Below are 21,221 nucleotides of genomic sequence, written 5' to 3' on the forward strand. Positions count from 1 at the left end.
GGCGCATCGCGCGCGCCGCGGGCGCGCGATGGCTCAGGCCAGCGCGGCAGGGCCGCCCGCGTCCGCCAGCACGATGCCGGCCTCGCGCATCGCCGCCGCCACGCTGCCGGCATGCCCGGGCGACAACGGCGTGAGCGGGAGCCGGATGCCCTCGCGGATCAGGCCCATCCGCTGCATGGCCCACTTGACCGGGATCGGGTTCGATTCGACGAACAGCGCCTGGTTGATCGCGGCCAGGCGGCGGCTCAGCCGGCGCACGGCGGGCACGTCGGCGGCGAGGGCGGCGTCGCAGAGCTCGCGCATCATGACCGGCAGGATGTTGGCCGTCACCGAGATATTGCCGCGCGCGCCCAGCAGGATCAGCGCCGCGGCGGTGGCATCGTCGCCGCTGTACACGGAGAATTCCGGCGGCAGCCGGTGGAACAGCTCGTTGGCGCGCGCGAGGTCGCCGGTCGCGTCCTTCAGGCCGACGATGCCGTCGATCGCGGCCAGCGCCAGGATCGTCTCCACCGTCATCCTGGCGATGGTCCGGCTCGGCACGTCATACAGGATGACCGGCACCTCGGCGCGCTCGGCGATGGCGCGGAAATGCGCGTAGAGGCCGGCCTGCGTCGGCTTGTTGTAGTAGGGCACCACGGACAGGCACGCCGCCACGCCGGCGTCCTGCGCCGCCAGGGTGAGCTCGATCGCCTCGCTGGTGGCGTTGGCGCCGGTGCCGCCGATGATCGGGATGCGGCCGGCGGCATGCGCCACGGCCACGCGGATGAGCGCGATGTGGTCGGCCGGCGCGATGGTCGGGGTCTCGCCCGTGGAGCCCATGATGACCAGCGCGCTGGTGCGCGCCGCGATGTGCCAGTCGATGAGCTCGCGGTAAGCCGCCCAGTCGATGGCGCCGTCCGGAAACATCGGCGTCACCAGGGCGACGAGGCTGCCGCGGATATTCAGGTCTTTGCCTGCCATGTCATTGCTCCTCTGATTGAAGTCGTTCTTGTTCGTGACGTTCCGCGGCGAGCTGCGCCGCGGCCCTTTCCAGGCGCGCCAGGCCATCGTCGATCTCGTCGCGCTCGATGACCAGGCTCGGCGCCAGGCGGATGACGTCGGGGCCCGCCTGCAGCACCATGACCCCATGCTCGAGGCAGCGGCTCGCGACGTATTGCGCGCGGCCTTTCCACGGCGGCGCCAGCACGCAGCCCAGCAGCAGGCCTATGCCGCGCACCGCCTCGAACAGCGCGTGGCGCCTGCCGATGGCGGCCAGCGCGCCGGCCAGGCGCGCGTGCCGCTCCCCGACGCCGCGCAGGACCGCGGGCTGGTCGATGAGGCGCAATGCAGCCTCGCCGACCGCGCAGGCCAGCGGGTTGCCGCCGAACGTGCTGCCGTGCGTGCCGGGGCCGAGGTGCTGCGCCGCCGCGCGGGTGGCGAGCATGGCGGCCAGCGGAAAGCCGCAGCCGATCGCCTTGGCCACGGTCATGACGTCCGGCACCACGCCGAAATGCTGATAGGCGAACAGCGTGCCCAGCCGGCCCATGCCGGTCTGGACCTCGTCGAAGATCAGCAGCGCGCCATGCGCGTCGCACAACTCGCGGGCGCGCCGCAGGTAGGCGTGGGTGGCGGGCAGCACGCCGCTCTCGCCGAGCACCGGCTCTAGCACGACGGCGCACGTGCGCCCGGACACCGCGGCCTCCAGCGCCGCGATGTCGTTGAACGGCACGTGCCGGATGCCCGCGATGGGCGGGCCGAAGCCGTCCGAATACTTGGGCTGCCCGGCCACGCTCACGGTAAACAGGCTGCGGCCGTGAAAGCTGTTGTGCGTGGCGACGATCTCGTGCCTGGCGTCCCCGCCGGTGCCGATGCCGTGGCGCCGCGCGAGCTTGAAGGCGGCTTCGTTGGCCTCGGCGCCGGAGTTGGCGAAGAAGACGCGGTCGGCGAAGGTGGCCTGCGTGAGCGCGTGCGCCAGCCGGATCGCGGGCTCGTTGGTGAAGATGTTCGAGACGTGCCAGAGCCTCCGGGACTGTTCGGCCAGGGCCTCGACCAGCGCCGGGTGGCAATGCCCCAGCGCGTTGACGGCGATGCCGCCGGCGAAGTCGATGTATTCGGTGCCGTTCTGGTCCCACAGGCGCGCGCCCCTGCCCTCGACCGGGATGATCGCGGCCGGCGCGTAGTTGGGGACCATGACGTGCTCGTAGAGGTCGCGTGAAACTGTAACCGCCATTGGTGGATTCCTTTGCTCCGTATCAGGTTCTGGTTCGATGCCCGCGGCCGGCGCGCGGAAGTTCGCGATAATCGGGCGGGGCGGGCATCCCGTCCGCCGGCACGGCAGGGCGGGGCGCCGCCAGTTCGGCGGCTTCGACGCGGGGCCGCCCAAGACGCGGGCATGCCGCGATGCGCCGCCCCGCGATGCGCTACGCCGCTGCCGGTGCCATCGCCGGCGCCATCGATGCCTCCCGGCCCGGTCCGCGCACACCACGACAACGCCGCCGCCGGACGCAGACCGCGGCATGGCTTCGGGCGACACGATTTTCATCCATACGCTTGATTTATGTATGGATTTTGATTTACAATGTATGCCAAATATAGAACTTATTGTATGGTTTGACAATGGAGACTGCGCGAATGTCGGAACTTGAGTCGAAGGCGTCTCACCAGCTGGCGTGGGTCCGGCCGCTGGTGGCGGGCGCCGGCCCCCGCTATCTGCAGATCGTCGATCTCATCGGCGAGGCCGTCCGGCAGGAGAAGCTCGCGCCCGGCGACCAGGTTCCGCCCCAGCGCGCGCTCGCGGCCGCGCTGGGCGTCGACCTGACCACGGTAACGAGGGCCTACACCGAGGCGCGCAACCGCGGCCTGATCGAATCGTTCGGTGGCCGCGGGTCGTTCGTCGCCACGCCGGGCAACGCGGCCGGCGCGGTGCGGATCGACCTCAGCATGAACGTGCCGCCCCAGCCCGCGGGGCGCAGCCTCGGCGATTTCGTCCGCACGGGCGTCGAGGAACTGTTCCTGCGCCAGAGCAGCCAGCGGCTGTCGGCCTACGACACCGGCAGCCGCAACTCGTCGGCGATCCAGGCGGGCCAGGCATGGCTCGGGCCCGCGCTGGGCGATCTCGCGCACGGCAACCTGATCATGTCCGCGGGGACGCAGGCCGCGATCTTCGCCATCCTGCTGTCCGTCACGCGCAGGGGCGACACGGTGCTGTGCGACCCGCTGACCTACCCGGGCTTCCTGCTGGCGGCCCGCAAGCTCGACCTGCGCGTCGTGGCCGTGGCCTCCGACGGCGAGGGCGTCCTGCCGGATGCCATCGAGAAAGCCCATCGCGCCACCGGCGCCGGCGTCATCTACCTGAATCCGACCCTGCACAACCCCACCACGCGGACCATGCCCGCGGGGCGGCGCCAGGAGGTTGCCGCCGTGCTGCGCAGGTTGAAGATCACGCTGATGGAGGACGATCCGTACTGGTTCCTGCTCAACGACGCGCCGCCGCCGCTGGCCACGTTCACGGGCGGGCAGCGCACGTACTACATGGCGTCGCTGTCGAAATGCCTGTGGCCAAGCCTGCGGACCGCGTTCGTGCTGGTGCCCGAGGACGGCGACGGCGCGTCGCTGCAGGAGAATCTGCGCGCCTCCGGCATGGGCGGCTCGCCGCTGCTGTTCGGGCTGTCCGAGCAATGGATACGGACCGGCATGGCGCGGCAGCTCCTGGTCGAGGTCCAGCGCGAGGCGCGCGCGCGGCAGACCCTGGCGCGCTCGCTGCTGCCGAAGTCCGCCAGCGCGCATCCGTCCGGGCTGCATATCTGGCTGCCCCTGCCGCCGCAGTGGAACTCGCAGCTCTTCGTCGACACGCTGGAGCAGCGCGGCATCGCCGTGGCCGGCTCGGATGCGTTCAGCACGGAGCCGGACCCCGGCAACGCGGTGAGGATCTCCGTGGGCGGCGCGGCAAGCCAGGCGGAACTCAGCCATGCGCTGCAGCAGATCGGCAATCTGCTGCAGGAGGATCGCCGGCGCGGCGCGCGGCCTATCGTCTAGCGGATGTCTTGCGTGGCTGGGGGTGGCTTCGGCCGGTCACGATGCCGGAAGGCAGGCGGCAAGGATGCCTCCTGCCGCGCGAGCGTGGCTGCGCCGGGATCGGCTCGATCGCTCGCCGCGCGGGCTTCAGGCATCGGCGTGCCCGGCTGCCTTCACGCGCTCCCGCGGGTCCTGGCCGTGTCGTCGCCCGCCGGAAACCGCAGCCGGAACACCGTCACGCCCCCGACTTCGGACTCCACCTCCACCGTGCCGTGGTGCAGGTCCATGATCGACCTGACGATGGCCAGCCCGACCCCCGACGACTCTCCCGAGTTGGCGCGCGCCGCGTCGCCGCGGAAGAAGCGGTCGAACAGCTTCGGCATGTGCTCGGGGGCGATGCCGGGCCCCGGATTGCTGACCTCGATGCTGGCGCCCGCGGCGGTCTGCGCGCCGCGCATGGTGATGGTCTGCCCGGCCGGGGTGTAGCGGATGGCGTTGGCCACCAGGTTGCTGACGGCGCGCCGCAGCAGCAGCGGGTCGGCCAATACGCTGCCCGAGCCGGCCACGGCGATGGTCACGCCGCCGGTCTCGGCCAGCCCCTCGAAGTAGTCCGACAATCCGTGCAGCTCGCGCGCCAGGTCCAGCGTCACCGGGTTCACCGCCACGCGCGCATTCTCGGCGCGCGCGATGAACAGCATGTTCTCGATCATGCGGGCAAGGCGCTCGTACTCCTCGATGTTCGAGGCCAGCAGCGCCTGGTATTCGTCGGCGCTGCGCTCGGCGCCAAGCGCCACCTGGGTCTGGCCCAGCAGATTGCCGATCGGCGTGCGGAAGTCGTGCGCGAGGTCGGCGGAGAACTGCGAGAGCCGCTCGAAGCCTTCGTGCAGCCGCTGCATCATCTGCTGCAGGGCGGACGCCAGTTCTTCCAGCTCGGGCGGCAACCGGGCGGGATCGAGCGGCAATTGCAGGCGGGTCACGGTCACGGCCGAGGCGCCGGCGGCGATCCTGCGCAGCGGCGCCATGCCGATGCGCAGCAGCAGGTAGCCCAGGCAAGCGGCGATCAGCGCGCCGAGCACGGTGGCGGCCAGCACCTTGTCGCGGTAGGCGCGCAACAGCGTCACGCGCCCCACGGCGGTCTGGTAGAGGGTGAAGCGCAGCGGCTCCCGCGCGTTGCCGGCGCGGGCCAGCGCGGTGACGCCGCGCACCGGATAGCCGGCGGGCGTGCTCCATGCGTGGATGGCGCCGGGGCCGATGGCGGCCGCGAGCGCCAGCGGCGCGACCTCGGGAACGGCGTCCCGGGTGGCGTTGGCCGCGAGCAGCAGGGCGCCGTCGGGCGCGCGCACGAGCAGCGCGAATTCCTCGTTGCCGGACACCACGCCGCCGACATCGCGCCAGTACTCGGCGCCCGCGGCGCCGGAGTCGGCCAGCTCGTCGCGCACGCGCGCGGCCTTGCGCAGCAGCTCGGCGTCGTCGCGCTCGATCACCTGGGTGGCCAGCGCGCGGTACAGGTAGGCGCCCACGCCGCCCAGCACCAGCAGCGCAGCCACGCCGAAGGCCAGCGCCAGCCGCGCGGTCAGCGAGATCCTGCGCATCAGCCGCCCCGGCTTTCCAGCACGTAGCCCATGCCGCGCACGGTGTGGATCAGCTTGCGCTGGAACTCGTCGTCCATCTTGGCGCGCAGCCGGCGCACGGCCACGTCGACCACGTTGGTGTCGCTGTCGAAGTTCATGTCCCACACGTGCGAGGCGATCTGGGTGCGGCTCAATACCTCGCCCGCGCGCCGCGCCAGGAAATGCAGCAGCGAGAACTCGCGCTGGGTCAGGTCGATGCGGCGCCCGGCGCGCATCACGCGATGGCGGATCAGGTCGATCACGAGGTCGTCGACCTCGATGCGCTCGGCCTCGCGGATGGGCCCGCGGCGCAGCAGCGTGCGCACCCGCGCCAGCAGCTCGACGAAGGCGAAGGGCTTGGTGAGATAGTCGTCGCCGCCCAGCTCCAGCCCGCGCACGCGGTCTTCCACCTCGTCCCGCGCGGTCAGGATCAGCACCGGCGTGTCCTTGCGCTCGCGCAGTTGGCGCAGCACTTCCAGGCCGTTCATGCCGGGCAGCATCACGTCGAGGATCATCAGGTCGTATTCGCCCTCCATGCCCTGGTGCAGGCCGTCGGCGCCGGTCACGGCCAGGTCCACCACGAAGCCCGATTCGGCCAGCCCCTTGCGCAGGTATTCCCCCGTCTTGGGCTCGTCCTCCACCACCAGTATCTTCATGATCGCCGTCCCTCCTGCTCGCGCAGCGTCCTCGGTTGATGGCTCGCATGATACCGGCCCGGCAACCCGCCCCACATGACAAATCCGTAATCGAACTGATAGCGTTTGCATGCCCATCGGCTCCCTAGAATCCGGCCCATCGCGCGATTTCCGCGCATGGGCATCGTGCTCCAATCGATTCAGGAATCCTGCCATGTGGATAGTAAGGCTCGCGTTGAGCCGCCCCTACACCTTCGTGGTGCTGGCGCTGTGCCTGCTGCTGGCCGGCCCGCTGGTCTTGATGCGCACGCCGACCGACATCTTCCCGGCCATCGACATTCCGGTGGTGAGCATCGTGTGGAACTACAACGGGCTGTCCGCCGAGGACATGTCGCGGCGCATCGTGACGGGCTACGAGCGCTCGCTGACCAACAGCGTCGACGACATCGAGCACATCGAGTCGCAGTCGCTCGCCGGGGTGGCCGTGATCAAGGTGTTCTTCCACCCTGGCGCCGACATCAACCGCGCGATCGCGCAGACGTCCTCGGGCGCGCAGTCGATGCTGCGCAGCATGCCGCCGGGCACCACGCCGCCGCTGATCCTGAGCTACAGCGCCTCGACCGTGCCGATCCTGCGGCTGGCGCTGGGCAGCGACTCGCTGCCCGAGCAGCAGCTCTACGACCTCGGCAACAACTTCATCCGCACCCAGCTCGCCACCGTGCAGGGCGCCTCGGTGCCGCTTCCCTACGGCGGCAAGGTGCGCCAGGTGATGGTGGACCTCGACGCCCGCGCGCTGCAGGCGCGCGGCCTGACCGCGCTGGACGTGGTCAACGCGGTCAACGCGCAGAACCTGGTGCTGCCCGGCGGCACCGCGAAGGTCGGCGCGCTCGAATACCGCGTGGACCTGAACGGCAGCACGGCTACCGTGGCCGGCCTCAACGACCTGCCGGTCAGGAGCGGCCCGGACGGCGTGGTCTACGTGCGCGACGTCGCGCAGGTGCGCGACGGCTACGCGCCGCAGACCAACGTGGTGCGCCGCGACGGCAAGCGCTCGGCGCTGCTGGAGATCGAGAAGAGCGGCAACACCTCCACGCTGGCGATCATCGCGCAGGTCAAGGCGATGCTGCCCCGCATGATGGCGGGCCTGCCGGCCGCGCTGCGCGTGCAGCCGGTGTCCGACCAGTCCGTGTTCGTCACCGGCGCCGTGCAGGGGGTGCTGCACGAAGCCCTGGTGGCGGCCTGCCTGACGGCGCTGATGATCCTGCTGTTCCTGGGCAGCTGGCGCGCCACGCTGATCATCGCCATCTCGATCCCGCTCTCGGTGCTGGCTTCGCTGATGGCGCTGTCCGCGCTCGGCGAGACCATCAACATCATGACGCTCGGCGGCCTGGCGCTGGCGGTGGGCGTGCTGGTCGACGACGCCACCGTGGCCATCGAGAACATCACCCACCACCGCGAGCTGGGCAAGCCGCTGGAACAGGCCATCCTGGAGGGCTCGGCCCAGATCGCGGTTCCCACGCTGGTGTCCACGCTGTCGATCTGCATCGTGTTCCTGCCGATGTTCCTGCTGTCCGGCGTGGCGCGCTACCTGTTCGTGCCGATGGCCGAAGCCGTGGTGTTCGCGATGGCCGCCTCGTATTTCCTGTCGCGCACGCTGATTCCCACGCTGGCGCACTACCTGATGCGCGGCGAGGAGGGCGCGCGGGAGGCGGCGCGCCCCGCCGGTCGCCTTGCCGCCCGCTTCGCCGCCCGCCTCGCCGGCGTGCGCCGCGCCTGCGCCGGGATGCAGGCGCGCTTCGAGCAGGCATTCGAGGGGCTGCGCGCGCGCTACGCCGCGTTGCTGGGCGCGGTGCTGCGCCGTCCCGGGCGCTTCGCCGCCGGTTTCCTGGCGTGCTGCGCGCTGTCCATGACGCTGGTGCCGTTCCTGGGCCAGGACTTCTTCCCCAGCGTGGACAGCGGCGAGATCCGCCTGCACATGCGCGCGCGCACCGGCACCCGCATAGAGGAAACGGCGCGCATCGCCGACGCCGTGGAGAGCCGCATCCGCGAGGTGATCGGCGCGGGCAACGTGGCCGGCATCGTCGACAACATCGGCCTGCCGGTCAGCGGCATCAACCTGACCTACGATTCGGCGCTGCCCATCGGCACCGGCGACGCGGAGATCCTGGTGTCGCTCAAGCCCGGCCACGCGCCCGGCGCCGGTTACGTGGACCAGCTCGGCAAGCTGCTGCCGCAGGCGTTCCCGGGCGTGAGCTTCTCCTTCCTGCCGGCCGACATCATCAGCCAGATCCTCAACTTCGGCCTGCCGGCCCCGATCGACATCCAGGTGGTGGGGAACCGGCTCGACGCCAATCGCGCGCTGGCGCGCAAGCTCGCCGGGCAGTTGCGCGCGGTGCCGGGCCTGGTGGACGTCCATATCCAGCAGCCCGACGACCAGCCCGCGCTGACCGTGAACGTGGACCGCACGCGCGCGCTGCAGGCCGGCCTGTCGCAGCGCGACGTGGCGCAGAACCTGCTGATCTCGCTGTCCGGCAGCGGCCAGACCTCGCCCAACTTCTGGCTCAATCCGCGCAACGGCGTCAGCTACCCGCTGATGGTGTCGGTGCCGCAGCACGCGATGGGCTCGCTGCAGGCGCTGTCGAACATCCCGCTCGGCCTGGGCGCCGGCTTTCCTGGCGGCGGTGGCGGCGACCTGCTCGGCTCGCTCGGCAGCATCGAGCGCACCGCCCAGCAGGGCGTGGTGTCGCACTACAACGTGCAGCCCGTGATCGACATCTTCGGCGCGGTGCGCGGGCGCGACCTGGGCGCGGTGGCCGGCGACATCCACCGCATCGTCGACGCCGCGCGCGGCGAGCTGCCGGCGGGGTCCGAGCTCGTGGTGCGCGGGCAGGTGCAGACCATGCGCGACTCGTTCTCGGGCCTGCTCGGCGGGCTGGCCATCGCCGTGGTGCTGGTCTACCTGCTGATGGTGGTGAACTTCCAGTCGTGGCTGGACCCGCTGGCGATCATCGGCGGCCTGCCGGGCGCGCTGGCCGGCATGGCCTGGATGCTGTTCGTCAGCCAGACCACGGTCAGCGTGCCGGCGCTGACCGGCGCCATCATGTGCATCGGCATCGCCACCGCCAACAGCATCCTGGTGATCAGCCTCGCCCGCGAACTGCGCGCCGCCGGCATGGCGCCCTTCGAGGCCGCGCTGCAGGCCGGCATCGGGCGCTTCCGCCCGGTCGTGATGACGGCGCTGGCGATGCTGATCGGCATGATCCCGATGGCGCTGGGCACCGGCGACGCCGGCGCGCAGAACGCGCCCCTCGGCCGCGCGGTGATCGGCGGCCTGGCATTCGGCACGGTGGCGACGCTGGTGCTGGTGCCGACCCTGTTCGGGCTGCTGCATCAATGGCTCGCGCGCCGCGCGGCCAGCGGGTCTTCCCCCGCGTCCGCCGCCGCGCCCTCCGCCCTGAAATTCGACCAGAAAGGCCAGTCATGACCCCCAAACCACAATCCGATCCCGCGCCGCTGCCGGCGTCCTCCGCCCGGCGCGGGCGGCGCCTGCGCGCCGGCCTGCTGGCCCTGGCGCTGCTGGGCGCGGCGCTGGCCGCCGGCATCCTGCCCCGGCTGCAGGCCCGCGCCGCGCTCGGCGCCCAGGCCGCCGCCGCTGCGTCGACGCCGGTCGCCACCGTGCAGCCGCGCCGCGCCGACGGCGCCGACGAACTGACCCTGCCGGGCGACGTGCGCGCCTTCCAGGATGCGCCGGTCTTCGCCCGCGTCAGCGGCTACCTGCGGCGCTGGTACGCCGACATCGGCAGCAAGGTCACGCAAGGCCAGCTGCTCGCGGAAATCGACGCGCCCGAGGTCAGCGACCAGTTGCGCCAGGCCCGCGCCGACGAAGCGACCGCGGCCGCCAACTACGCGCTGGCCAGGAGCACGGCGCAGCGCTGGCAGGACCTGCTGGCGTCGCGCTCGGTGGCGCAGCAGGACACCGAGCAGAAGGTTGCCGACATGCAGGCCAAGGCCGCCACGCTGGCCTCGGCGCGCGCCAATACCTCGCGGCTGGCGCAGCTTGCGTCCTACACGCAGATTCGCGCGCCGTTCGACGGCGTCGTCACCGCGCGCAACGTCGACACCGGCGCGCTGGTGGACGCGGGCGGCGGCAATGGCAGCGCGGGCGGCGGGCGGGAACTGTTCCACCTGTCCGCCGGCGCGCGGCTGCGCGTCTACGTGCAGGTGCCGCAGGACGCGAGCGGCATGATCGGCCCGCAGGTCCAGGCGTGGCTGACGCTGCCGCAGTCGCCGGGGCGGCGTTTCGAGGCCCGGGTGACGCGCAATGCCGGCGCCATCGACACCGTCACGCGCACCCTGCGCGTGGAACTCGAGGTGGACAACGCCGGAGGCGTCATCCTGCCGGGCGCCTATGCCGAGGTCCACCTGCGCGCGCCGCAGGACAGCCCCGGCCTGAGCCTGCCGGCCGAGACCCTGATGTTCCGCCCGGACGGCACGTGCGTGGCGGTGGTCGGCGCCGATGGCCGCGTGGCGCTGCGCAAGGTGGCCATCGGCCGCGATTTCGGCGCGCGGGTGGAGATCGTGGCCGGGCTGCGCGGCGACGAGGCGGTGGTGATGAATCCCGGCGACGGCCTCGCTGCGGGCGCGAAGGTCAGCGTCATCGCCGCGGTCGCGCCGCCTCCGGCGCCCGCCGCGGGGCCGGGCGCCGCGCCGGGCAGCGTGTCCGGCTTGCCGCGATGAGGACCGGCATGCACGCTCCCGTTCTCCCGATCCGCCGCGGCCTGCGCGCGCTGGCCCGCGCGGCCGCGCTGCTGCCCGCGTTGTTGCCCGTGCTGCTGGCCGGCTGCGCCGCCGCGCCGGACTACCAGCCGCCCGCCCTGGACCTGCCGTCCGCCTACAAGGAGGCCGGCGCCAGCGCCGCGACGCCGGGCGGTCCGCCCGGCATCGCGCGGGACTGGTGGCACGTCTACCGCGACCCGCAGCTCGAGGCGCTCGAAGCGCGCGTCGACGTGTCCAGCCAGTCGCTGCGCAAGGCCGCGGCCCTGCTGCGGGATGCCCGCGCCCAGGCGCGCGCCGCGCATGCCGCGTATTTCCCGGTGGTGGGCGCCGGCGCCGGCGCCACCAGCAATCACACCTCCGCCAACCTGGTGGGCCGCTCGCTGGCCGGCAAGACCGTCCCGGACTACGCGCTCGGCCTGACCGCGTCGTGGGAGCCGGACCTGTTCGGCCGCATCGGCAACGGCGCGGATGCCGCCGACGCGCGCGCCCAGGCCAGCGCCGACGACGTCGCCGCGGTGCGCCTGGGCCTGCAGGCCGAACTGGCGGCCGACTACTTCGGCCTGCGCTCGGCCGACCGCGAACTGGGCCTGCTCAGGCGCACCGTCGAATCCTATGCCACCGTGCTGGCGCTGGTGGGCAACCGCTACAGCGGCGGTATCGCCACCGAAGGCGAGGTGGCGCAGGCGCGCGCGCAACTGGAAAACGCCAGGGCGCAACTCGCGGACGTGCGCCTGAATCGCGCGCAACTGGAGCACGCCATCGCCACCCTGGTCGGCTTGCCGCCGCCCGCGTTCTCGCTGGCCGCGCAGCCCGACGACGCGGCGTTGTCCGTGCTGCCGCCGCTGCCCGCCGCGCTGCCTTCGCAGTTGCTGGAACGGCGCCCCGACGTGGCCGCGGCGGAGCGGCGCGTGGCCGCCGCCAACGCGCAGATCGGCGTGGCGCGCGCGGCCTTCTTCCCCAGCCTGATGCTGGCCGTGGGCGGCGGCCTGGACAGTTCCAGCCTGGCCGGCTGGCTGACCGCGCCGAGCCGTTTCTGGGCGATCGGCCCGGCGCTGGCTGCCACCCTGTTCGACGGCGGCCGCCGCCGCGCGCTGGCCGACAGCGCGCTGGCGCAGTTCGATGCCAGCGCGGCCGACTACCGCGACACCGTGCTGCGCGCGCTTCAGGAAGTGGAGGACAACTTTGCCGCGCTCTCGGCGCTGGCGGAAGAAGCGGACAGCCAGCAGGCCGCGGCGGACGCCTCGGCCCGCGCGCTGGCGCTGGGGCTGGACCGCTACCGCAAGGGCGCGGTCGCCTACCTGGACGTCAGCGTGCTGGAGAGCACGGCGCTGGCGAGCGACCGCGCGGCCGAGGCCGTGCGCCGGCGGCAGCTGATCGCCAGCGTGATGCTGGTGAAGGCGCTGGGCGGCGGCTGGCACCGCGCCGACGCGGTGAAGTAGCCCGGGGCATCCGGGCACCGGTGCCTCAGCGCCGGACCCGGGCCGTGCTCCGCCTGACCTGCAGCAGCACCGGCAGCAGCGAGACGGCGATGATGGCAAGGGTCATCCAGCTCATGTGCGCGCGGACCCATTCGATGCCGCCGAGCCAGAAGCCGGCCAGCAGCAGCCCGGTGCCCCACACCACCGCGCCGAGCACGTTGAACGCGGTGAAGCGGCGCGGGCACATGCCGCTCAGCCCGGCCAGGAAAGGCGCCACGCTGCGCACGATGGGCACGAAGCGGGCTATCGTGATGGTCGAGCCGCCGTAGCGGTCGAAATAGGCGCGCGTCTTCTCGATGTGCCGGGGCTTGACCCAGCCCGCGCGCAGCAGGCGCTGCCCCAGGGCGGAGCGGCCGATCAGGTAGTTGACGCCGTCGCCCAGCACCGCCGCCGTGCAGATCAGCGCGATGGCCGGCAGCGGCGACAGGTCATTGACGCCGAGAAAGGCGCCGGTGGCGAACAGCAGCGAATCGCCGGGCAGGAACGGCAGGATCACGATGCCGGTTTCCAGGAAGATGATGGCGGCGACGATCATCAGGCCCGTGACCCAGTTCTGGGCCAGCATCGACATGATCTGCTGGTCGCTGGTCAGCCAGCTTAGCGCTCCGGTGGCAAGCATGGGGGGATTCTCGATGTGGGTAAGCGGATATGTGGGCGCGCGGTCTTGCGTCGGGGAAGGATGCAGGCGGGTGGCAAGCGGTCATGCCTCGGTCATTCGTCAGCGTTCGGTTGCCGCCCGCGCCGGGAAATTCGCCACCACCATGCGGCGCGCGTCGTCCGCGACCACCGTCATCTTCACGCCCCGGCTGGCCAGCAGGAGGTAGGTGTCCGCCGACATCACCGCCAGCGCGGGCGGCCCCGCCTGCCAGCGGGCCGCGAACGCATCCAGCGTGGGGATCCATTTCCGCGGTTCCTGCTGCGTGCCGAAATCCAGCTCGTCGGCGCTGGCCACCATCACCAGCGGATGCCTCAGATAGAACGGCAGCGTATGGTCCAGCATGCGCACGCCATACAGCGGCATGTCGTCCTTGAGTACCGCCTTGATGGCCGGCACCATGCCCGCGCCGGAGGCCGGCCCGCCGATCGATTCGTGTCCGAGCAGCGCCCCGGTGAAACCCGTGAACAGCGTCAGCGCATAGACCGCGACACTGGCCATCAGGCCGCGCGTGGCCAGCAGCCGGCAGGCCAGCCAGACACCGGCCAGCATCACCGCGAAGGCGATCGCGATCCATACCGCGTAGACGCGATAGTCGGCGTTGGGCGTATGGTTGGAATGCAGCGTGGCCACCACCGGGCTGGCCAGCAGCCCGAGCGCCATCACCACGAGCATGGCCTTGAGATAGCGCTGCCACGCCTGCTCCTGGATCCGCAGCAGCGCCACGCCGGCGAGCATGCCCAGCGCGGGGAAGACCGGCACGATGTAGCCCGGCAGCTTGGAGCCCGACAGGCTGAAGAACACGAAGATGGCGATGGCCCACACCGCCAGCAGCAGCGCCGGCTGGAACGGCCGGGTGCCGGTGGCGCGCGCGATGGCCACGTCGTCGCGCATCACGTTCCACATGCGCGGCAGCAGTCCCAGCCAGGGGATGAAGCCGGCCACCAGCAGCGGCACGAAATACCAGAGCGGGCCCTTGCGCGAGTGCACCGTGGAGGTGTAGCGCTGCCAGTGCTCGTGGATGAAGAAGAAATGGAGGAATTCGGGGTTGCGCTCCGACACCAGCCAGAACCACGGCACCGTGACGATCAGCATCAGCGCGATGCCGCTGGCCAGATGCAGCCGCTTCCACAGGCCAAAGTCGCGCGCGATCAGCGTGTAGATCACCAGCACCAGCCCCGGCAGGGCGATGCCCACCAGGCCCTTGGTCAGGATCGCCACGCCCATTGCCACCCAGCACGCCCACATCCAATGGCGGCGCGCGGCCGGGGTGGCGGCCGGGTGCTGGGCCAGCAGCATGAACGCCAGCACGCAGGCCATCGCGCCGGACAGCGTCATGTCGAGCGAGTTGAAGTGCGAGGCCACGCTCCACATCGGCGCGGCGACGAGAACCAGCGCCGTCAGCACGCCGGCGCGGGCGCCGTACCAGCGCGCCGCGGCCAGCGCGGAAACGAGCAGCCCGGCCATGCCGGACAGCGCCACGCACAGCCGCGCCTGCCAGTCGCCCACGCCGAAGGCGCCATAGGCGAGCGCCGTCATCCACATGTGGAAGGGCGGCTTCTCGAAATACTTGAGCGCGTTGTAGCGGATCGTGACCCAGTCGCCGCTGGCGAACATCTCGCGCGAGATCTCGGCGTAGCGGCCTTCGTCGGAACTGAGCAGGTGCCTCAGGTCCAGCGTGCCGAACCACAGCAGCAGCACCAGCAGGCAGACCGGCAGCAGCACGGCGACAGGCACGTCGCCGTAGCTGCGCGCGGTCAGCCGCTGCATGAAACCCGCGGTTCGGTTGCGGAGCGCCATCGACATGATCCGCGGAGCGCAGGTCGGGCAGGTCCGTCGTCCAGTGGAAGGCATGGGCGTTCGTGATGGTTGAGCATGGGCCGGCGTGAAGCTGCTGCCGGCGGCCGAGGCGGTCGAAGGTGCCGATCCGTTCCGCGACCGCCTTCCTGCAGCCGGCCGCGTTCGGCGTGCCGGCGCGCAGCGCTTCCGGTGCGTGATCGATCGCCTTGCCGGCGACATGCCAGTCGGCGGCGGCACGCTGCATGGGATCGCAGGTTGGTCCGACTGGCACCAGCCTAGCGCGGGTTCCCTTAAGAAAGAATTAAGGCCGGCAAGGCAACGGCGAAGCGGCATCTGCGCCGCGGTGAAGGGCCTGTTCTTAATGCAGCCTTAAGTATGCGGCTGCTAGCATGCCCCGCATCGATCACCAGCATCCTCCTGAGGCAATATTCATGCGCGCACCGGAATCCAGCGGTGAGGCTGCAGCGGCAGCCGGCGGACTCGACCCGGAGGACTGGGCGGCCTGCCGGCGCCAGGGCCACAGGATGCTCGACGACATGTTCGACTATCTGCAGACCATCCGCGAGCGGCCGGTCTGGCAGCCGGCTCCGCCGGCGGTCCGGCAGCGCTTCACCGAAGCGCTGCCAGGGCGGCCGAGTTCGCTCGAAGTCGTGCACGATGATTTCATGCGGGACATCCTGCCCTACACCGTGGGCAATGCGCATCCCGGTTTCATGGGCTGGGTGCACGGCGGCGGCACGGTGGCCGGCATGCTGGCCGAAATGCTGGCGGGCGGGCTCAATGCCAACCTGGGCGGGCGCGACCATATCCCCATCGAGGTGGAACGCCAGGTGCTGCGCTGGGTGATCGAATTGTTCGATTTCCCGCAGGATGCCAGCGGCCTGTTCCTGACCGGCTCCTCGATGGCCAACATGATCGGCGTGCTGGTGGCGCGCACGCGCGCGCTCGGCACGGCGGTGCGCGCGCAAGGCACGGCGCGCATGCGGGCCGTGCCGGTGGCCTATGCCTCGACGCTGGCGCATGGCTGCATCGCCCAGGCAATGGACCTGGCGGGACTGGGGCGCGAGCAACTGCGCCCGATTGCCGTCGACGCGCAGGGCCGCATGCGGCTCGACGAACTGCGCGCGCGCATCGCCCAGGACCGTGCCCGCGGCTTCCAGCCTTTCCTGGTGGTGGGCACCGCCGGCACGGTGGATACCGGGGCCATCGACGACCTGGCCGGGCTCGCGCGCATCGCCGCGGGCGAGCGGCTGCACTTCCACGTCGACGGCGCGTTCGGCGCGCTGGCCATGCTGTCCCCCGAACTGGCCCCGCGCCTGGACGGCATCGCGCAGGCGGACTCGATCGCCTTCGATTTCCACAAATGGCTGCAGGTGCCCTACGACGCGGGCTTCGTCCTGGTGCGGGACCGGCAATTGCACCTGGACACCTTCTCCACGCAGCACGGCACCTACCTGAGCCGTGCCGGGCGGGGGCTGGCCGCCGGCTCGCCGTGGCCGAGCGACTTCGGGCCGGACCTGTCGCGCGGCTTTCGCGCGCTGAAGACCTGGTTCACCATCAAGGTCCACGGGACCCAGCGCCTGGGCGAGATGATCGCCGCCAGCTGCACGCTGGCCCGCGTGCTGGCCGCGCGCATCGGCGGCAATCCGGCGCTGGAGCTGCTGGCGCCGGTCGCGCTCAACATCGTCTGCTTCCGCTATGTCGGCCACGGCGACGGCCGCGTCGATGCCGGCCGCGTCGATGCCCTCAATCGCGCGCTGGTGGTGGCGGTGCAGGAGTCCGGCATTGCCGCGCCCTCCGCCACGGTGCTTGGCGGGCAGGCCGCCATCCGTGTCGCGCTGTTCAACCATCGCACGCGCGAGCAGGACATCGACGCCTTGCTGCGGGCGGTGCTTGCCTCCGGCGCGTCTCTTCAATCCGACGGCGGCATCGTCTGACCCATTGCGCGCCGCCCGTGCGGCAGGCTCGCCCAACCCAGGCTTCACCATGACAAGAACCACGTCCGCCGCGCCCACCGCGCATGCCTTCGTCGGCCTGCGCGAACTGCTGCGCATGGCCCACCAGGGCGAAGACCTCCGGCCGCTGGCCGAGCAGCTGATCGAACATCTGGCCGCGAACCCGTCGGACGCCTATGCGCTGATGGACCTGTCGCTGATCCTGCAGATGACCGGCAAGCGCCCGCTGGCAATGGCGATGCAGGCCGAGGCGCTGCAGGTCCGCCGGCTTTTCCAGGCGCCGGCCGCGCCCGGCGTCAGGCCGCGGCTGCGCTTGCTGGCGCTGATGGTGCCCGGCGACCTGATGGCCAATGCGCCGCTGGAATGCCTGCTGCATGGCTCCGACATCGCGCTCGACATGCTCTACCTGCCCCCCGACCAGCCCTTGCCGGACGCCTTGCCCGACCATGACGTGCTGATCGTCGCGGCGGGCGAATCCGACCGGACCCGGGCGCTGCTGGACGCCCTGCGGGAAGCGCTGGCCGGCTGGCCGCGGCCCGTGCTCAACGCCCCCGAGCGCGTGCTGCAGTTGTCGCGCGACCGCGCCGCGCAGCTATTGTCGCCGCTGCCGGGCGTCAGCATGCCGCCGACGCGGCGGGCGCCGCGAGACGTGCTCGGCGCGATTGCGCGCGGCGAAGCCGAGGTCGCAGCGCATCTCGGCGCCGGCGGCTTTCCCATCCTGGTCAGGCCACTCGATTCGCATGCGGGGCGGGACCTGGCCAAGCTCGATACGCCGGCGGCGCTGGCCGCCTACCTGTCGGCGCACGACGACGAGGAATTCTATATCTCCTGCTTCGTCGACTATCGCAATGCCGACGGGCTGTTCCGCAAATATCGCGTGGTGATGCTGGAGGGACGCACCTATGTGTGCCACGTCGGCATCTCGGATCACTGGATGATCCACTACCTGAACGCCGGCATGACCGACAGCGCCGACAAGCGCGCCGAAGAAGCCGACATCATGCAGCGGTTCGACGAGACGTTCGCGGTTCGCCACCGCGATGCGCTGGAGCGCATCCAGGCCTGCCTGGGGCTGGACTACTTCGGGCTGGATTGCGCCGAGACGCCCGGCGGCGACCTGCTGATATTCGAGGCCGACACCTGCATGGTCGTGCACGACCTCGATCCCGCCGACGTGTTTCCCTACAAGCAGCCGCAGATGCGCAAGGTATTCGCCGCCTTCCGCACGCTGTTGCTGAATGCGGCCACGGATTCGCAGAGGGCGCGTGGCGCGGGCGACGATGCGCGCGAGTCCATACCGGGCGGCGCGCCGGCACGGTAGGCCTATTCCTCGGCGCGGGCAGCGGGATCGGGCTTGTTGCCGATGCCTCCTGGAAGATGCAGACAGAGGACACGGAGCGCGCGGAAATCCCGCTCGCAATGGCGGGGTTTTCTGCTATACTCCGCGCTCCTTCGCGCCTGGGACTCAAGTCGCCGAGGCCCGCGGACAGTCGATCCGCGGCCCGTTGGTCCGCGGCCCGGCCGGGTGTCAAAGACGCGGGAGTAGCTCAGTTGGTAGAGCGCAACCTTGCCAAGGTTGAGGTCGCGAGTTCGAGACTCGTCTCCCGCTCCAGCACGACAGCAGCAACATCGCCCATGTGGCTCAGTGGTAGAGCACTCCCTTGGTAAGGGAGAGGTCGGCAGTTCGATCCTGCCCATGGGCACCACTTCCCCTTCGGTTTTTCCCATCGCCTGCCGCCGCATGATGCGGCGCACGTGCCCGTTGCTGTGGCATTCGCCCGGCCCGTCGCCGGGCAGCTCCTTGTCAGCACTTCCCGGAAGACCCCGTCAATCGCAGATGATCGCGGTGATGAACGGCGCCGCGTGCTCGGCCCGCGCCTTGCTGCCCGAGGTGGCCAGCGTCTTGGTGATGGCTTCGGTGCTGCCGACCACGGCGACGCCGTGGAGCGGCTTGTCCAGCGGCGTGCCCTTGCCGGCCTTGAACAGCGCGTCGCCGGGCTGGTAGCCGAACACGGCGAACACGCTGCGGCCGAGCACGGTCATGCCGGCGTCGCTCTTGGGCCAGAAGGCGTTGACCGAGTTGTCTTCCACTCGCATGGGGCTGGTCTCGATCAGGCGCTGCTGCTGCAGGCCGGCGATGAACTGGTGGGCGGATTCGCCGCAGGCCAGCAGGGAGTCGAACGAGGCGGCGCTGCCCAGTGCCGGCATGGTGGCCAGCAGCGCCGCGAATAGCGGATGTCTCATGATGGCCATTACTTTACCTCGCCTTGCGCGATGGCGTCCGCGCGGGCGGCCGGCCCGGGGATCGCGTGGTCTGGGGGGCGGTCAGGCGGATGGTGCGGCCGGTCCAGGCGGCTACCGCACACAACCCGGGGGGCGCGGCCGGCGTCGGCCGATGCGAACCGCCGGACCTCGGTAGAATCGATCCACCTCACAAGCGCGGCGGCCCCGGTGCCGGACCGCCCGCGGCATCCAAGGAGCCAGACAAGATGAGCAGCGAGAAAACCGCCGCCCCGGCCAGCCCCGCGCCCTCCGCCCCGGCGGACGGCAGGCCCGTCCTCGAATACCCCTGCGGCGACGCGCCCGCGCCTGGCACCGTGCGCGAGATCGTGCCGGGCCTGCTGTGGCTCCGCATGCCGATGCCGTTCGCGCTGAGCCACATCAACCTGTGGGCGGTGCGCGACGGCGGCGGCTGGGCGGCTTTCGACGCGGGCCTGCAGACCAGCGAGACCACCACCGCCTGGCGCGATCTGTTCGCCGGCGGCGGCGCGCTGGCCGACGGGCTGACCCGGCTGTTCGTCACCCACATGCACCCGGACCATATCGGCATGGCCGGCTGGCTGACCCGCAAGTTCGGCTGCCGGCTGTGGATGACGCGGCTGGAATACCTGAACTGCCGCGTGCTGGCCGCGGACACCGGGCGCGAGGCGCCGGAAGACGGCGTGCGCTTCTACCGCCGTGCGGGCTGGGACGACAACGCCATCGAGGCCTACCGCGCGCGCTTCGGCGGCTTCGGCAAGTTCGTGCACGCGCTGCCGGACAGCTACCGCCGCCTGCGCGACGGCGAGCTGCTGCAGATCGGCGCGCATCAATGGCGCGTGGTGGTAGGCAACGGCCATTCGCCGGAGCATGCCTGCTTCTACAGCGAGGCGCTGAAGATCCTCATCAGCGGCGACCAGATCCTGCCGCGCATCTCGTCCAACGTGTCGGTGTTCCCGACCGAGCCCGATGCCGACCCGATGGGCGACTGGCTGGCCTCGCTGGCCAAGCTGCGGCGCGAGGTGCCGGACGACGTGCTGGTGCTGCCGGCCCACAACGAGCCGTTCCGCGGCCTGCATGCGCGCATCGGCCACCTGGAGCGCAGCCAGCACGCGGCGCTGGACCGGCTGCGCCAGGCGCTGGGCGCGCCGAAGCGGGCGGTGGATGTGTTCGGCGAGCTGTTCTCGCGGCCCATCGGCGCCGAGCCGGGGCTGCTGGGCATGGCCACCGGCGAGAGCATCGCGCACCTGAACTACCTGCTGCACCGGGGCGAAGCCGTCATGGAGACGGACGACGACGGCATCGCCTGGTATCGCGCCGCCTGACGCCGCCTGACGCGGCCCGCCGCTACCAGACCGGCGCCGTGGGCAGGTGCCAGTCGTTCCAGACCGCCAGCAGCCGCAGCACGAAGCAGGCTCCGCCGCCGGCCACCGCGGCCGCCACCGGCGGCAGGCCGAGCGCGCGCGTGCTCACCGCCACCGTCGCGCCGAGCCAGGCCGCGGTGGCGTAGATGTCCGCGTGCAGCACCACGGGCACCCGCGCCAGCAGCATGTCGCGCACCACGCCGCCGCCTACGCCGGTGACGGCGCCCATCAGGGTGGCGATGAACGGGCGCACGCCGTACAGGCGGGCCTTTTGCGCGCCGGCCACGGCGAACAGCGACAGGCCGGCCGCGTCCAGCATCGTCGGCAGCATGCCGGCGAAATCGCGCGCGGCGGAATGGAAGACGAAGGCCGCCGCTCCGGTCAGCATGGCCAGCGCCGGATAGCGCCAGTCGCGGATCGCGTTGGGCGGGGCCGCGCCGATCAGCAGGTCGCGGATGATGCCGCCGCCCACCGCGGTGATCAGCGACACCACCATCACGCCGAGCAGGTCCAGTCCGTGCTGCATTCCGGTGATGGCGCCTTCCAGCGCAAATACGGCAGTCCCGGCCAGGTCGGCTGCCAGTACGACGACTTCGGCTTTTGTTCTCATTGAGGGCGTTTGGCTAAGTTTGCGCCCAGAGCATACTGGCCGGGGGGGGGGGGGGGAGGGGGGGGGGGGGGGGGGGGGGGGAGTAC

16 protein-coding genes and 2 tRNA genes are annotated in these 21,221 nt (G+C 71.3%); 10 read left to right on the plus strand and 8 right to left on the minus strand.

What is annotated here, in order from left to right:
• Positions 1–33: 33 nt before the first annotated feature.
• Complete coding sequence (dapA, locus tag AC3WXD_RS00210; RefSeq protein WP_492322738.1) at positions 34–960, minus strand: 4-hydroxy-tetrahydrodipicolinate synthase; 927 nt, start codon at positions 958–960, stop codon at positions 34–36.
• A gap of 1 nt (position 961) precedes the next feature.
• A complete protein-coding gene (locus tag AC3WXD_RS00215) occupies positions 962–2,209 on the minus strand; it encodes an acetylornithine/succinyldiaminopimelate transaminase (protein WP_059415268.1) in 1,248 nt (415 codons plus the stop codon).
• 401 nt (positions 2,210–2,610) lie between these two features.
• Between AC3WXD_RS00215 and AC3WXD_RS00220 the strand changes: the two genes are divergently transcribed.
• Complete coding sequence (locus AC3WXD_RS00220) at positions 2,611–4,014, plus strand: aminotransferase-like domain-containing protein (RefSeq protein WP_020204894.1); 1,404 nt, start codon at positions 2,611–2,613, stop codon at positions 4,012–4,014.
• Positions 4,015–4,166: 152 nt separating this feature from the next.
• Here AC3WXD_RS00220 and AC3WXD_RS00225 read toward each other — a convergent pair whose 3' ends face one another.
• Positions 4,167–5,585: a heavy metal sensor histidine kinase gene (locus AC3WXD_RS00225; protein WP_020204895.1), complete on the minus strand. Its 1,419-nt coding sequence runs from the start codon at positions 5,583–5,585 to the stop codon at positions 4,167–4,169.
• On the minus strand, positions 5,585–6,259 hold the full coding sequence (locus AC3WXD_RS00230; RefSeq protein ID WP_020204896.1) for a heavy metal response regulator transcription factor: 675 nt from the start codon (positions 6,257–6,259) through the stop codon (positions 5,585–5,587). The genes AC3WXD_RS00225 and AC3WXD_RS00230 overlap by 1 nt, the downstream gene beginning before the upstream one ends.
• A gap of 193 nt (positions 6,260–6,452) precedes the next feature.
• On the opposite strand from AC3WXD_RS00230, the gene AC3WXD_RS00235 reads away from it, so the two are divergent.
• The 3 genes from AC3WXD_RS00235 to AC3WXD_RS00245 are packed head-to-tail and all read left to right on the plus strand — an operon-like array spanning position 6,453 to position 12,453.
• Positions 6,453–9,722 carry an efflux RND transporter permease subunit gene (locus tag AC3WXD_RS00235; RefSeq protein ID WP_492322739.1) on the plus strand — a complete coding sequence of 1,090 codons (3,270 nt, stop codon included), beginning with the start codon at positions 6,453–6,455 and terminating at the stop codon, positions 9,720–9,722.
• A complete protein-coding gene (locus AC3WXD_RS00240) occupies positions 9,719–10,975 on the plus strand; it encodes an efflux RND transporter periplasmic adaptor subunit (protein ID WP_492322740.1) in 1,257 nt (418 codons plus the stop codon). The genes AC3WXD_RS00235 and AC3WXD_RS00240 overlap by 4 nt, the downstream gene beginning before the upstream one ends.
• 8 nt (positions 10,976–10,983) lie before the next feature.
• Positions 10,984–12,453 (plus strand): efflux transporter outer membrane subunit, encoded by a 1,470-nt coding sequence (locus AC3WXD_RS00245; protein WP_492322741.1) that lies wholly within the window; start codon positions 10,984–10,986, stop codon positions 12,451–12,453.
• A gap of 25 nt (positions 12,454–12,478) precedes the next feature.
• Here AC3WXD_RS00245 and AC3WXD_RS00250 read toward each other — a convergent pair whose 3' ends face one another.
• Positions 12,479–13,111 (minus strand): VTT domain-containing protein, encoded by a 633-nt coding sequence (locus tag AC3WXD_RS00250; RefSeq protein WP_454732949.1) that lies wholly within the window; start codon positions 13,109–13,111, stop codon positions 12,479–12,481.
• Between the two features lie 99 nt (positions 13,112–13,210).
• Positions 13,211–14,917, minus strand: a complete 1,707-nt coding sequence (locus AC3WXD_RS00255) for a glycosyltransferase family 39 protein (protein ID WP_492323343.1) — start codon at positions 14,915–14,917, stop codon at positions 13,211–13,213.
• A 115-nt stretch (positions 14,918–15,032) separates the two neighbouring features.
• On the opposite strand from AC3WXD_RS00255, the gene AC3WXD_RS00260 reads away from it, so the two are divergent.
• From AC3WXD_RS00260 to AC3WXD_RS00280, 5 genes are all read left to right on the plus strand, one after another.
• The gene (locus AC3WXD_RS00260; RefSeq protein ID WP_492322742.1) at positions 15,033–15,320 is read left to right on the plus strand and encodes a hypothetical protein; all 288 of its coding nucleotides are present in this window, start codon (positions 15,033–15,035) and stop codon (positions 15,318–15,320) included.
• 58 nt (positions 15,321–15,378) lie between these two features.
• The gene (locus AC3WXD_RS00265; RefSeq protein ID WP_492322743.1) at positions 15,379–16,884 is read left to right on the plus strand and encodes a pyridoxal phosphate-dependent decarboxylase family protein; all 1,506 of its coding nucleotides are present in this window, start codon (positions 15,379–15,381) and stop codon (positions 16,882–16,884) included.
• Positions 16,885–16,933: 49 nt separating this feature from the next.
• A complete protein-coding gene (locus AC3WXD_RS00270) occupies positions 16,934–18,223 on the plus strand; it encodes an ATP-grasp domain-containing protein (protein WP_492322744.1) in 1,290 nt (429 codons plus the stop codon).
• Between the two features lie 215 nt (positions 18,224–18,438).
• Positions 18,439–18,514 (plus strand) — tRNA-Gly (locus AC3WXD_RS00275).
• 19 nt (positions 18,515–18,533) lie between these two features.
• Positions 18,534–18,608, plus strand: a tRNA-Thr gene (locus AC3WXD_RS00280).
• Between the two features lie 121 nt (positions 18,609–18,729).
• Here AC3WXD_RS00280 and AC3WXD_RS00285 read toward each other — a convergent pair.
• On the minus strand, positions 18,730–19,146 hold the full coding sequence (locus AC3WXD_RS00285) for a hypothetical protein (protein ID WP_156174022.1): 417 nt from the start codon (positions 19,144–19,146) through the stop codon (positions 18,730–18,732).
• 245 nt (positions 19,147–19,391) lie between these two features.
• On the opposite strand from AC3WXD_RS00285, the gene AC3WXD_RS00290 reads away from it, so the two are divergent.
• A complete protein-coding gene (locus AC3WXD_RS00290; protein WP_492322745.1) occupies positions 19,392–20,486 on the plus strand; it encodes an MBL fold metallo-hydrolase in 1,095 nt (364 codons plus the stop codon).
• Positions 20,487–20,508: 22 nt separating this feature from the next.
• Here the strand turns inward: AC3WXD_RS00290 and AC3WXD_RS00295 are convergent, their stop codons facing one another.
• On the minus strand, positions 20,509–21,135 hold the full coding sequence (locus AC3WXD_RS00295; RefSeq protein ID WP_029044109.1) for a trimeric intracellular cation channel family protein: 627 nt from the start codon (positions 21,133–21,135) through the stop codon (positions 20,509–20,511).
• Positions 21,136–21,221 lie beyond the last annotated feature (86 nt).

The sequence above is a fragment of the Cupriavidus sp. FW216-B1 genome, from assembly GCF_058789195.1.